The organism is Mycobacterium sp. 48b (assembly GCF_048282725.1).
Classification (GTDB): Bacteria; Actinomycetota; Actinomycetes; order Mycobacteriales; family Mycobacteriaceae; genus Mycobacterium.
The window spans coordinates 6264711-6278083 of sequence record NZ_JBLVUL010000001.1 but is presented as its reverse complement, the minus strand read 5'-3'; the positions used below and the strand labels follow the sequence as shown (position 1 = coordinate 6278083).

Genomic DNA, 13373 nt, shown 5'->3' with positions numbered 1-13373 from the left:
GGCGCTACTCAGAACACCCGACGCGGCGGTGGTGGCTCCTTCACGATGGCCGGCAGGATGAACGTCTCGATGTAGTCTCGCGCCACCGCGGGATCCTTACGGACCGGCACGGCGTTCACCAGGAAGCTGAGCGAGGTCGCGATGATGAACTGCGCCAGGTCATTCGGGTGTACGCCGGGCCGGAACCGGGTGGCGTCGTCGGCGATGATGCCCTCGACGGTGGCGGTCACCAGTTCGGTCAGTTCGGAGTCCCTGGCGATCAACGACGCGATCGTGCCGTCGGGAGTCTGGTCGGCGATGGTGTTGAGCAGTGGATCGGCGACCAGCTCGGTGGCCACGATGACCAGGCTCTCGACGAGAAGCTCGATGGGCCCGGCGCCCTCGGGGATGCGCGTCAGGATCGAGGCCATGTGCCGCTGGGTGGTGCGTTGCACCATGGCCGCGATCAACTCGTTGCGGTTGGCGAACTGACGGTAGATCGCGGTACGTGAATAGCCGGCCTCGTGGGCGATGACCTCCATCGTCGCGGCCCGGTAGCCGCGGGTGGTGAACAGGTGCTCGGCGGCATCCATCAACACCTCGCGAGCCTGTTCGGCGCTGTTGCCCCCGCCCACCGGGCGCCCACGGGATCGGCGTACTGGTGCTGACAATCGACTGTCCTGCTCGGCTGTGTATTGGGATCTCAGTATGCCCGACGGGTGCTCATCCTCGGCATTAAAGAAACATTTGTGCCTATTTGTTCCATTTTCCTGCGGATCGTCGCCGCCGCCGGTTAGCGTGCCTGCGTGGCCAAACGGGGGAGTGCATTTCATGTGGTGCCGGCGATGGGGCTCGGCGCGCTGGTGGTCGCGTTGTGGATGGGACTGATCGCCGCCGCCGTTGCGCCGGCACATGCCGACGGTGCCGGCGAGAAGTCAACCACGCAGTCCGCCAACGACTCTGGCAAGTCATCGACGGCCCGCGACAGGTCCGCGCGGCTCGGTCCGCGCAAGGACAAACCGCGCCGGGTCGACGACGCCCCGGTACGTCCGCGTCCGCGGCTGTCGTCATCCAAGGCCTCGCCCGCGTCCCTGCCGACACCATCCGGCGTCCGCGATCTGGTCGAGGGCATCACCGACAAGGCCACGACCACACTTGCCGAGGTTGCCGCCCGCAGGCCGAACCTGCGGACCGCGCAGTCACTTCCGCGGCCCAAACCCGCGACGAAGCGTCCCGCGTCGGACGCTCCCGACATCACCGGTACCGCAGCAGTCGAGAAGGCGGCACCGGAAATCGCCGACGCGGTCGACGCCGTCACCCATGCACCCGAGGCAAAGACGCCACTCGCACAGGTGAACACGGCCGTCGACCGCATCGCCACGCAGGGCCGCGAGGTGATCGCCGATATCGCCGACCGGTTGCCGACCGCTCAGGCCGAGCGACCGGTGGCACAACTGGCCGTGGCCGTCGGCACTCCGGCCGGACAGGGTTCGGTACCGCTGGTCAACATCGTCGGATCCGTGGTGTTCAACGTGATCGGCGCTGCGCTGCAGGTGTTCTCGGGCCCGCCGGTGCTGCCGCCGGGCAGCAACGTCACCGTCCGCAGCTCGACGCTGGACATGCCGGGAACCAACCAGACCGTGCGCGCCGACTGGTACTTCCCCGAAGACCCAGAGTCCGCGACCGGCGTCATCTATCTACAGCACGGCTTCATGGCCACCGGCCCGATGTACAGCTACACCGCGGCATATCTGGCCGAGGAGACCAACAGCGTCGTCGTCGTCCCCACCCTGTCGTCAAACCTGTTCGACCCCAGCGGTGAATGGATCGGCGGGGAGCCGATGCAGCAGTCCGTCGCGGACCTGTTCGCCGATGACCGGTCCGAATTGACCGCGAGCGCCAGCGCCGCCGCAGGCCACCCCGTCACGCTGCCGTCCAAGTTTGTCCTGGTCGGCCATTCCCTGGGCGGCATGCTGGTCACCGGCGCCGCCGGACGCATGGTCGACAACGGCGCGGTCGACGACCTCGCCGGGGTCGTGCTGCTCGACGCGGTGGACACCCACAACGACCTGCCCGAGGCCCTGGCCGACCTGAACGGCGCCAATTACCGTCCGGTGCTGCTCATTTCATCTGAGCGGTACGTATGGAATCTCGACGGCACCGTCGGTGACGAACTGCAGGCCGCGCGGCCCGGCGAGTTCAACGGGGTCATGCTGGTCGGCGGGCGGCACATCGACGGTCTGCAGGGCGCCAATTCGATCCTGCAGTTCGCCGAATATCTCATCGCCGGCTTCTCGCAACCGCAGAACGTCGATGCGGTCAAGACGATCTCGGCCGGCTGGATCAACGACATGTACAACGGCACCGACACCGGTGTCCATGGCGCGCCGCAGGAGAGCATCCAGATCCCCACCTCGTCGGGTACCGCGACGGCGGTGGTCCTGCCGTTCACCTCGGCCGACCCCGTGCAGGCGACGCCTTGGGACGGGGTGGCCAAGGTGATCCTCGACGTCCTGTTCCAGTACGCGGTGTACGAACCGTTGGCCGGACAATCCCTCGCGGTCGCTGTCTGACGCCAAAATCGGTGCCTGCCACCCCGCGGTGACACCCATATCCTGGTGAGAACACCGAACCGGGGGGTGCCGTGGAGGAGACGCCGCCAGAGGAATACCCGCACGAATGGGTGGACCGGTACGGGCCCCAAGCCTTCGCGCCGCACGCCTACGCCCAGCCGCCGTCGGCGGCCCAGCGGCACTACCAGGCCATGCTGGCCATCCGGTGCGTCGTGGGCATCATCGGTGGCGGCGCCGCGGCGTTCTGGGCATTGATCGTCTACGTGATGCTGAGTTCGGCCTTCGACACGAACCCGGCCACCGATCCGCACGGCTACGGCATCGTCTTCGGCGTTCTCATCTCCGTGCCGTTGAGCCTTTTCTGCGCCCTGGTGTTGCCGTTCGCCGCACCCCGGCACCGGTGGGGGCGCGCGTTCGCGATCTCGTTGCTGACGCTCGTGGCCCTCAACGCGCTGGTGTTCTGGGCGCTGAGCATCTCGGGCGCTGGGTAGTCCGCGGCCCGAGTTCGCTGACACCCGCTGAACAAGGCATATACCAAGCTCAGCTATACATTTTGCCGCGAAATCGTTAACCGAATTGGTGCGCGATCCGTATGTGATTCAGCTTACGGACGATGTACATTGTGATCGCTGTCATACGAAAGGGCGTGCAATGTTCGGTGCTGTTGTGGGCGTACTTCTGCTGGTGCTCGGCATCGGCGCGGTCGCCGGCGTCGTGACGGCTGTGGCGATGGGCTTGCCCACCCTGGCCATCGTGATCGGCCTCATCTCCGGCGCGTTTTTCGCCGGACGCGCCGTTTAGAGCTTCAGCCGCTTTCGCAGGCCGGTCGCTCGGACCGCCTGCCGGGCGATAGCCGCGCGGATTTCGGCCTCCGTACCCACGACGCGTACCCGCGTCTTGGCCCGGGTGACCGCGGTGTAGAAGAGCTCTCTGGTCAACAACCGGGAGTCTTCCGGCGGTAAGAGCACGGTCACCTCGTCGGCCTGGCTGCCCTGGGACTTGTGGATCGTCATGGCGTGCATGGTCTCCACCTCGGTGAGCCGGCCCGTCGCGAATGACGCGGACCCGCCCACGGTCCCACCGACGACGGCGCGCAGCCCGTCCGGGGTGGCGACCGTGACGCCGGTATCACCGTTGTAGAGCTTGAGGCCATAGTCGTTGGCCGTCACCAGGATTGGCCGTCCCACGTACCACGTGGCCCACGTGGGTTCCCCGGTCGCCTCGGCCAGCCAGCGCTGTACCTGACGGTTCCACTGCGCGACGCCGAACGGGCCGTGCCGGTGCGCGCACAGCAACCGGTGCTCGTCGAGGATGGCCAGCGCGGTACGCGCATCCCCGAGAACCGCGGCCTGCCGTAGCGCAAGGGCATGCGGCACAAGCACTTCCCGCAGCCGCTCGGTGGGCTCGGAGGACACCCACTCGACGTGCTCACCGCCGGCGGCCAGCACCTGCACCGCGCTGGTGGCGTCCCCAGCCCGGATTGCTGAGGCCAGCGCGCCGATCGACTCACCGAAGCGGTGCGAGGTTTGCAGCGCAGCCACGCCACGCGAGCCCAGCCCGTCGACCAGATCTGCCAACACCGCCCCGGCTTCCACCGAGGCGAGCTGATCGGGATCACCGACGAGCAGCAGCCGGGTTTGCGGCCGCACCGCCTCCAGCAGCCGGGCCATCATGGTCAGCGACACCATCGAGGTCTCGTCGACCACGATCACGTCGTGCGGCAACCGATTTGCCCGGTGATGGCGGAACCGCGACGAGGTGTCCGGGCGGGAGCCTAAGAGCCGGTGCAGCGTGGTCGCCTGGAGGCCCGAGATCCGCTCACGGTCCACCGCATCGAGCCGGTCCACCTCGAGCTGCACGGCCTCCTGCAGCCGGGCCGCGGCCTTACCCGTCGGCGCGGCGAGCGCGATCCTCAGCGACGGGCGACCGGCCAGCGCGGCCTGCTCGGCCAGCAGCGCCAACAGTCGCGCCACCGTGGTGGTCTTGCCGGTGCCCGGCCCACCGGTCAGCACGGTCAACCCCTGCGACAACGCCACTTTCGCCGCGGCCCGCTGCTCCTCGAAGCCCGGCGGGAACAGCCGCGCCACATCGGGATCCGAGCCGCCCGGCCGGGCGCCCACCAACGTCAGCACGTCATCGCAGACCTGCTGTTCCTCCAACCAGTACCGGTCCAGGTACAACAGATCTCCGAACAAGCGCAGCACCGGAGGAGTGCCCGTCAACGGGCTGGCCGCCACCGCCGCCAACCACTCGTCGGGCTGGGGCCACGGCAGTTCCGGCAACTGGGTCTGCTCGGCCACCGTACGCAGGTCCACACACACCGAGCCGCCGCGCAGGGCCCGCACCGCCAGCGCCAGCGCCAGGATGACCGACGGCGTGCTCTCCTCGGCCAGCGTGCTCAACCTCCTGCCCACCTGCACATCGGCGGGTTCGAGGATCTCGGCGAAAGCGTCCAGCATCACGCGGCTCCCTGATCCAGCAGCTCCGACATGGCGATCACCAGCGCCGCGGGCGGCTCCCAGCTGAACACCCCCGCCGGGTGCCCGTCGACGACGGGCGTCTGTGCCCCGCACATCCCGCGCACGAACAGATACATCACGCCGCCCAGATGCACCGCCGGGTCGTAGTCCGGCAGCCGCCACCTCAGGAACCGGTGCAGCACAACGCTGTACAACAGCGCCTGCAGCGGGTAGTCCGAGTGCAACATGGCCTCGACCATCCGGTCCCGCCCATAGTCGGCCGCGGTCAGCGTCGCATCACCGGTGCCCAGCCAGTTGGTCTTGTAGTCGACGACGACGAAACGCTGCCCGATCCGCAGCACCACATCCACCGAACCGGACAGGTATCCGCGCAGCGGCTGACGGCCCAGCAGCCCCGTGGACAACCGCTCGGCATAGACGGCCATGGGATCGTCGGCAGGCAGGTGCTCATCGAGCAGAGTCCCGACGTCGGCCAGCCGCGCGAACTCGCCGCCGCGCAGATCGCCGCCGGCCATCGGGAACTCGAAATCCAGCTCGCACATCCGGTCGGTCAGCCCGATCTCGCGCAGTGTCACGCCGGATGCCAGCGGACCCAACGGAGTGTCATGCATCGGCACCAGCGCCTCGGCCAGCTCGTCAGCCGACACCTCGACCGGCCAGCGGGCCGCGTGGCGGACCACCTCGACCTTCAGCTCGGCCGTCAGATCCGCGGCCAACGGGTCGGTGGTCTCCAGCACCGCATGCACGAGCGAACCGAACGCGGCCCCGGTGGGCAACGACGCCATCGGGGACGGTACGTCGGCACCCTGGGCCGGGGCGATGACCGCGATGTCGGTCGACTCGTCATCTAGCTCGGCGACCTCGGGCTCGCTCGACACCCCGGGGTTCCCGTCCTCCTCGGCCGCCCGCAACAGCCCCGAGTACGACGTCCGTCGCCAGGCGGTGTCGATAGAGCGGTGAAAATGCCGCGCCGCCAGATCATCTGGCACGGCAAGGACGGGCACGGGCGTGGCCGGGCAGATCACCGACTCCTCCAGTACCGGACCGCCCACGGCTTCCCACGCCCGCAACCGGGCCAGCGCATCGTCATCGGAGACCTTGGCCGGCGCGCACCGGTCGGGCACCTCATCCTGCCCGGGGGCGCGGCCGCGCAACAGCCGCGACAGGCCGCCGTTCGGCTCGTCGTTCGACGGCGCCCACCACGCCACCACCTGCGACTGGGCCCGCGTCATCGCCACATAGGTCAGGCGGCTGTCGTCGGCGGCCGCCTCAGCCCGGCCTGCCCGGGTCACCGCCGGGTCCGGCCCCCCGATCTGCAGGCAGCGCACACCCTCGTCGTGGAACAGCACCAGATCCGGCTCCGGCACATAGCGATTGAACGCGAACGGCAGGTACACGATCGGGAACTGCAGCCCCTTGCTCACCCACACTGTCATGATCTGCACCGCGGCCGCGTCGCTGTCCAGGCGGCGGTTGCGTTCGGAGGTGCCGCCACCCTCGGAACGCTGGGTACGCAGCCAGTCCCGCAGCGCCGCCAGCCCGAAACCCTCCCGGTGGGCGGTGTCGCCGAGTAGTTGGGTCACGTGGGCCAGGTCGGTCATCAACCGTTCGCCGCCCTGCCAGGACAGCACCCGTTTGCCCATGCCGGCCAGTTGCGCGGCCTCGAAGACCGCCGCCACGCCGCGCTCGCGAGCATGCCCGGCCCACGTGCGCAACGTGTCGGCGACCCGGTCGGTCAGTGCATCGCCGCCGGCGGCAAGGGATTCCGCGGTCTCCCCAAAGAACATCGTGGCCGCCGCGGCGCGCACCAACCCGGGCCGGTGCGGCTGATCGAAAGCTTCCAGCAGATACAGCCAGTCCTCGGCGGCCTCGGAATTGAACACATCCGAATCCCCGGTGTAGACGGCCGGGATGCCGGCATCCAGCAGCGCGGTGTGGCAGGCCCTGGCGTCCTTGTGCGTTTCGACGATCACCGCGATGTCGCGGGCCTGCAGTTCTTCGCCGTCGAAGGTGGCGCCAGCGGTCAACAGCGCACCGATATCTGCGGCCAGGTCCTTGCCGATGTGATCGCGCAGATCTGCGATCGGAATCACCTTGGTACCGGTCCGATTCCGAGTCACCACGCGCAACCGGAACGGATCGTTGTGCGGCGCCCCGGCCAGCCGGTGGCCCTGGTGATTGGCCTGCACGTCATGCACCACGATGTCCGGTCCGCCGAGTTCGGCGCCGCGCAACACCGCCTGCAACCGGTCCACCAGCACACTGTCGCTGCGCCAGTTGGTGCCCAGCGTCTGCTTGTCACCGGCGGTGGCCGCGGCCCGCAGGTAGGTGTCGATATCCCCGCCGCGGAACGCGTAGATCGCCTGCTTGGGATCACCGATCAGGATCAGCGTCGACCGCCCGGAGAAGGCCCGCTCGATCACCTGCCACTGCACCGGGTCGGTGTCCTGGAACTCGTCGACCATCACGATGGGCCAGCGCTGCGCCATGCGCACCCGCGCCGCCGAACCTTCCGCCGCCAGCGCCCCGGCCAGCCGGGTCAACAGATCGTCATAGCCCAGCACACCGCGGCGGCGCTTGCGAATCTCCAACTCCGCCAGCACCGCCCGCGCGAACCCCAGCCGTACGCCCGCCGGCGATTCCGGCTCGGGATCCAGCGGGCGCAGCTCGGTGCCGGGATTGGCCACCACGACGCGGGCCAGCCGCAGCGCCTCGGCATACCCCAGCTCCGGGACGTCCCGCTGAGCGCCGAAGTGGGCGAGATACAGATCGTCCACGATCTCGCACACCAGCTCGTCAAGGCTCTCGACCAGCGTCACACCCGAATCGCTGTCCCCGGCCACACCGAGGGATTTGAGCACGATCTGGCAGAACTGATGCGTGGTCGCGATGGTGGCGGCATCGAAACCGGCCAGCGCATCGCGCAGCCGTTGTCGCCGGGCCTGCTGATCCTCGGCCACCAGATATCGCAGCAGATCATTGTCGGCGCGCGACGGATCCTCCAGCGCCACCAGCGCACCGAGGATCTGGGCGCGCACCCGCTCGCGCAGTTCCTGACTGGCGGCCCGGCCGAACGTGATGAGCAGCATCTGGTCCAGCGTCGCGGCGCCCTCGGCCACCAACCGGGTGACCAGGCCGGCCAGGGCGAATGTCTTGCCGGTGCCGGCACTGGCCTCCAGCACCGTGGTGCTGTTGGTCTGCGGCAACGGGCCGAGCAGATCGAAGACCTTCACGACGGCGACCTCTCGGCCTGCAGGACCGGAAGCCACAACCGCTCCGAATACTCACCCAGCCCGACCAGCCGGCTCAACGGCGCACCGCGGCCCCAGGCCCGCACATGCGCGGGTGCCTCATCCTCGCCGGGGAATCGGGAGCTACGCCACCGGAATCCGGCCTCGCGCTCCGGATCGTCACCGGCATGCCGCGCCGCCGCCCACGCATACGAGGTCTTGATGGGCAGCGGCAACGGCTCGCGGCGGCCCGCGTCGTAGATGGCGACCAGGTCGGCGAGCAGCGCGACCGGATCGTCGGGCCGGCCCAACCCCTCCACGCGCGGGTTGTCACCGCGCCGGGGCCGGCCGATACATACCGCCGACCAGTCGCGGTCCGGATACCCGGCGGCCAACGCCAACAACGGAATCCACGATTGCAGCAGGTGCTTGCCGTCGAGCTTGGAATAGGTCACGGACACCAGCCGGTCACCGAACACGGGTGAGACCGTGCCGGTCAGCCGGCGCCCGGCACCCAGGTCGATGTCGACGTCATAGGCCTGCGGGTCGGTGTTGCGATGTCGCAGTGCCTCGGTGGCCAGCAGTGCGCACTGATCGCGCAGCGCGATCGCACGCCGCCAACCCAACTGGCCCGGCGGCAGCGTGCCACGACGCCACTCGGCCTGCTGGGCGTCGGCGGGGGTCATGCCGCGCAGGATGTCGTTCAGCATGCGATCGCCGACGGTCCATTCCTCCAGTGCGTCGATGTCGACCGGCATATCGTCCGACACCCCGTCCACATCCCAGGGCAGCGTGTACTCGAGCGCGCGGAAGAAGCCCTTCACCGGGTCCTCGAAGAACGTGACGAGATCCTCCAGTGCGACATCGTCGGTGGCTCGCGGTGGCAGCTGGTGGGCGAAGAACGGCGGCCGCTCGGCCCGTTGCCCGGCACTGGCCTGCGCCGCGGTGAGCACCGTGGGGTCGAATGTGAACGGGCCGTGGGGCAACAGCGCGCCCGGGGTGACGTTGCGAACATCGAAGGGCTGCAATGGGTGTGCGGTCACCACTGCGACGGGCTGCTCGGCGGTGATCGTGAGCGTGTCGAGCAGCTCGGCCAACGGCACCGCCGGTGGGCGGGCCTGACCGGAGTACTCGTTGGCGCCGGTATAGGTGACGACCAGCGTCTGGGTGGCCGCGCCGATCGCGTCGAGCAGCAACTGGCGGTCCTCCGAGCGGATGTCGCGCTCGCCGGTGCGCGGGTCGCGGGCCAGCGCGTCGTCGCCGTCGACGGCACCCAGCCGGGGAAACACGCCGTCGTCCAACCCGACCAGGCACACCACCCGGTGCGGAACCGAGCGCATCGGCACCATGGTGCACACCGTCAGCGTGCCGGTGCGGAAATTGGCCCGCGTCGGCCGCCCCGCCAGGTGTCGATCGAGCAGCGCGCGAACATCGCTGAGTCGCACGGGTGTTGCAGCCGCACCCGCGGCCTCGGTGATCTCCGCGAACTCGCGCTGCACCTGGGCGGCAGGCCACTCCTCGTCGGAGTGCGCGAGCGCCTCGATCCCCGTGCTCAACGCGGACAGCCATTCACCGAGGGGGCGGACCCCGCTGAGCTGATCGACCGCCTGCCGGAGCTTTTCCACGAAATCGGCGAACCGGCCCGCCAGCTCCACCCGGTTGCTGCTGACGTCGTCGAGCGGCAGCGTGGTGCCCAGCCAGGCGTGCGAATCGTCGGACATCGCCACCCCGGCCAGCACCCGGTCGATGCCGAAACGCCAGGTGTTGTGCAGGAATTCGACGCCGTAGGGGCTGCGGTGCTCCTGATCGAAACCCCACCGGATGTTGGCCTCACGCACCCAGGCGGTGATGGCCTCCAGATCGTCGTCGGTGAACCCGAACCGGGCCCGCACCGGATCCGACTCGGCCAGGTTGAGCACCTCGCTCGCGGTGGCCCGCCCGCCGGCCAGGGTCAGTACCGACGCCGCCACCGACAGCAGCGGATTCGTCTGCACCAGAGCACGATCGGCCAACCGCACCCGCAACTTGTGCGCCGGATGCGCGCCCCGCACCACATCGCCGAGCCCGAAGCCGGCCGTGATCAACGGCGCAAAGGTCTCGATGTCCGGGCACATCACCAGGATGTCGCGCGGTTCCAGGGTCGGATCGTCGGCGAGCAGGCCCAGCAGCACCTCGCGCAGCACCTCGATCTGCCGGGCCGGGCCGTGGCAGCTGTGCACCTGCACCGAGCGGTCCTCGGGCCGCGGCACCCGCCCGGCCGGGCGCACCGCGTTGGCCGCGATGTCGGACTGCAGCCAGCCCAGCACGGTGTCGGGATACCCTGTGCCGCCGAGATATTCGTCGGTGTCGGGGGTGGGCAGGCTGCGCTGCAACTCCCGCAGGTCGCGGCCGAGAGTGGCCAGCAGCGGATGCCCGACATCGCGGTGGCTGCTGTCCGCACGGCGGGGGAGCGGTCCGGTGTGCGCGCTCAGCGACTGCCACAGGTCGTCACTGGGGTGCGGCAGCCACAGATGCAGATCATGGTGGGTGGCCAGCGCGGTCAACAGTTCGATCTCGGTGACCGGTAGCCGGGTGTGCCCGAACAGCGACAGCCGCTCGGGCAGGTCACTGGGCGATTCGGTCAGCCGGGCAAGGGTTTTCGCGTGCCGGATGTGCGGCGGTTCGGCGTCGATCCGCTCGGTCAGCGCCTGCCACAGCGGCGCCTGCCAGGACAGGTCGTCAGGCAGGCCGTCCCAGTCGACCAGCAGTTGCGGGCGCTGCCGTGCATAGGAGGCGAACAGCCCGGCCAGCCTGCGGGCCACCGCATAGCGCCGGCCCTGACGCAGCTCGTACTCGTCACCGGTCTCGAAGTGGCCGAGGTGGGTGGCCACCGGCGCACACCACGGCTGGTCCAGGTTCTCGTCGATGACCGCCAGCAGGGGCCAGGCCATCGCATCGGCTGACCACGGATCCTCCTCGGCAGTACCGGTCAGCTCGGCGATCAGCGAACGCGGGTTGCGGAACTCGACCGCCGCGCACACCCCGAGCCGGTTGCTCAGCCGCTGACTCAGCCAGCGCTCCACGCCTTTGGCGGGTACCAGCACGAGTTCCTGGGCGAACGGATCAGCAGGGGGTTGCGAGAGCAGACCTGCCAGCCCGTCGGCGAGCAGGTCGGTGCGCTCGGCCCGGTGCAGGTGCAGTGCCATCGACACACACGATAGGAGACCCGCTCAGAGTGTTGCTGCGTTTGGTGCCGACAGCGCGGCGGGCCGGGCGGCCAGTGCGACGACGAGCGTGATGGCAGCGGCGATCATGAACGCCACCCGCACGTTGAACACGTCGGCCGCACCGCCCAGCAGTGCCGCCGCAAACGGGCGTGACCCGAGGAAACCGACGAGCCACAAGGCCATGATGCGGCCCCGCAACTGTTCGGGGGCGCGCTCCTGCACGACGGTGCTCAACCCCGTCATCGCCCAGCCGAAACCCAGCCCCGCGATCGCGAAACCGGCCAGGGCCAAGGCCGTTACTGTGCTCAGTGCCAGCAGACCCGACCCGGCTACCAGCAGCCACAGCCCGATCGCCGACACCGGGGCAGCCGGTAGCCGTCCGCGTAGAGACGCCACCACCATCCCGACTGCCGCGCCGATGCCGAACGCCGCCGACAGCGCACCCACCAGATGGGCGCCGCCGCCGAGATCCTCGGCCATCGACGGGGTGAGCGTGATGGACGGATCGGAGGCGAACCCCACGGTCGCCACGGCCAGCAGCGCCAGCAGCAGTGGGCGGTCGCGCCAGACGTAGGCCAGTGCCGCGCGCACCCGGTAGTCGCCGTCCGGACTGCGTTCGGGTCGGGCGGGGAAGGTGACCAGCAGCAGGAAGATCGCGAAGACCATGTGCAGGCCCGCGCTGATCGCGAAGCCGGGCGCCGCACCGAGGCGGGCGGCCAGGAACGCGCCGATCGCCGGGCCCAGGATGCGGCCGATGGTCATCGGAATGCTGTTGAGCGCCATGGCCGTCGGTAGTTCGCCGTCGCGGATGAGGCTCGGCACGACCGACTGCATGGCCGGACCGCCGATGACGAATCCGAAGCCCACGAGGGTGGACCCGACGAGTACCGGGATGGCCGCGGCGGTGCCCTGCAGGTCGGGGGACAGGGTCAGCCAGAGTGCGGTCGAACCGGAGCCGATGATGCACAGCACCCTGCCCCACAGAATCTGGCGGGCCGGGTTGCCGACGTCGGCCCACTTGCCGCTGGTCGGGCTCAGGATGAGCTGGGGGAGGAACTGCGCGACGCCGACCATGCCGACCATCACCGCCGAGCCGGTGGCGTCGAAGATCACGATGGCCGCCACGATGCCGTGCGTCCACACCGCGACGACGGAGAACATCTTGCCCCAGAACAGCGCGCCGAAGACCGGGTCGAACATCAGCCGCAGGGCGCCGCGGGGCTGCGGGCGGGCAGTGGTCTGGGCCGTCATGAACAGATCCCCCGCTCGAAATCTGTCACCAACTGCTCCAACAGGTCGACGAGTTTGTCGACCTCGGACTCCGGCCAGTCGGCCACGGTCTCGGCGACCATCTCCCGCCGGCGTTCGGTGACGTCGGCCAGGGCCCGGCGTCCCGCGTCGGTCAGGGTGAGCACGCAGCGGCGCTGATCCCCGGCGTCTTGGGTCTTGGTGAGCAGGCCGGCCGCGACGACATTGGCCACGGTGCGGCTGGCGGTGGAGTGCTCGACGGCCATGTACTCGGCCACCTCGCCGACCGATGCGCCCTGCCCGGCCTTCGCCCGCTGCTCGACGGCCCGCAACACCCGCAGCGTCGACAGGGACGGGACACTGCCCGACGCGTCGATCAGCCGGCGCCGCCACCCCGGGCGTTGCCGGACGGTGTGGATGCGCACCAGGAGCTCATCGAGTTGGTTGTAGCGAGGCACTATATGTGCATAGCACATACATGTATTGGGGGCGATCGGCGGTGCGCGCGCGGAGTCGTCGGGCGCGCCTCTCCGCGTTCGTAACGTCAGGGCGAAGAATCGCGCGTTTCACCGCCGTGGCGTTACGAACGTGAGTGGACCGCCCCGTTGGGGCGAGATTGCCGTCAACCGCCGTGGTAGCGGGCCCATACGCTTGTCG

9 protein-coding genes are annotated in these 13373 nt (G+C 69.3%); 3 read left to right on the top strand and 6 right to left on the bottom strand.

The annotated features are described in order from the left end of the window. Window positions 1-8: 8 nt before the first annotated feature. Window positions 9-614 carry a TetR/AcrR family transcriptional regulator gene (locus ACNQR1_RS30720; RefSeq protein ID WP_418049313.1) on the bottom strand — a complete coding sequence of 202 codons (606 nt, stop codon included), beginning with the start codon at window positions 612-614 and terminating at the stop codon, window positions 9-11. Window positions 615-785: 171 nt separating this feature from the next. On the opposite strand from ACNQR1_RS30720, the gene ACNQR1_RS30715 reads away from it, so the two are divergent. The 3 genes from ACNQR1_RS30715 to ACNQR1_RS30705 all read left to right on the top strand — a co-directional run bounded on the left by ACNQR1_RS30715 (window position 786) and on the right by ACNQR1_RS30705 (window position 3353). Then, window positions 786-2552, top strand: a complete 1767-nt coding sequence (locus ACNQR1_RS30715; protein ID WP_418049312.1) for an alpha/beta fold hydrolase — start codon at window positions 786-788, stop codon at window positions 2550-2552. A 71-nt stretch (window positions 2553-2623) separates the two neighbouring features. Continuing rightward, window positions 2624-3043, top strand: coding sequence for a hypothetical protein (locus tag ACNQR1_RS30710; RefSeq protein WP_418049311.1), 420 nt, complete (start codon window positions 2624-2626; stop codon window positions 3041-3043). A gap of 160 nt (window positions 3044-3203) precedes the next feature. After that, window positions 3204-3353: a hypothetical protein gene (locus tag ACNQR1_RS30705; RefSeq protein WP_090424544.1), complete on the top strand. Its 150-nt coding sequence runs from the start codon at window positions 3204-3206 to the stop codon at window positions 3351-3353. Here the strand turns inward: ACNQR1_RS30705 and recD are convergent. From recD to ACNQR1_RS30680, 5 genes are read right to left on the bottom strand one after another with little or no spacing between them, the layout of a single operon-like run. Further along, on the bottom strand, window positions 3350-5011 hold the full coding sequence (gene recD / locus ACNQR1_RS30700) for an exodeoxyribonuclease V subunit alpha (RefSeq protein ID WP_418049310.1): 1662 nt from the start codon (window positions 5009-5011) through the stop codon (window positions 3350-3352). The genes ACNQR1_RS30705 and recD overlap by 4 nt on opposite strands. Further along, window positions 5011-8265: an exodeoxyribonuclease V subunit beta gene (gene recB, locus ACNQR1_RS30695; RefSeq protein ID WP_418049309.1), complete on the bottom strand. Its 3255-nt coding sequence runs from the start codon at window positions 8263-8265 to the stop codon at window positions 5011-5013. Before recB ends, recD begins: the two co-directional genes overlap by 1 nt. Then, a complete protein-coding gene (gene recC, locus ACNQR1_RS30690; protein ID WP_418049308.1) occupies window positions 8262-11447 on the bottom strand; it encodes an exodeoxyribonuclease V subunit gamma in 3186 nt (1061 codons plus the stop codon). The genes recB and recC overlap by 4 nt, the downstream gene beginning before the upstream one ends. Window positions 11448-11471: 24 nt before the next feature. Next, window positions 11472-12719: an MFS transporter gene (locus ACNQR1_RS30685; protein WP_418049307.1), complete on the bottom strand. Its 1248-nt coding sequence runs from the start codon at window positions 12717-12719 to the stop codon at window positions 11472-11474. Then, a complete protein-coding gene (locus ACNQR1_RS30680) occupies window positions 12716-13192 on the bottom strand; it encodes a MarR family winged helix-turn-helix transcriptional regulator (protein ID WP_418049306.1) in 477 nt (158 codons plus the stop codon). The genes ACNQR1_RS30685 and ACNQR1_RS30680 overlap by 4 nt, the downstream gene beginning before the upstream one ends. Window positions 13193-13373: the final 181 nt, after the last annotated feature.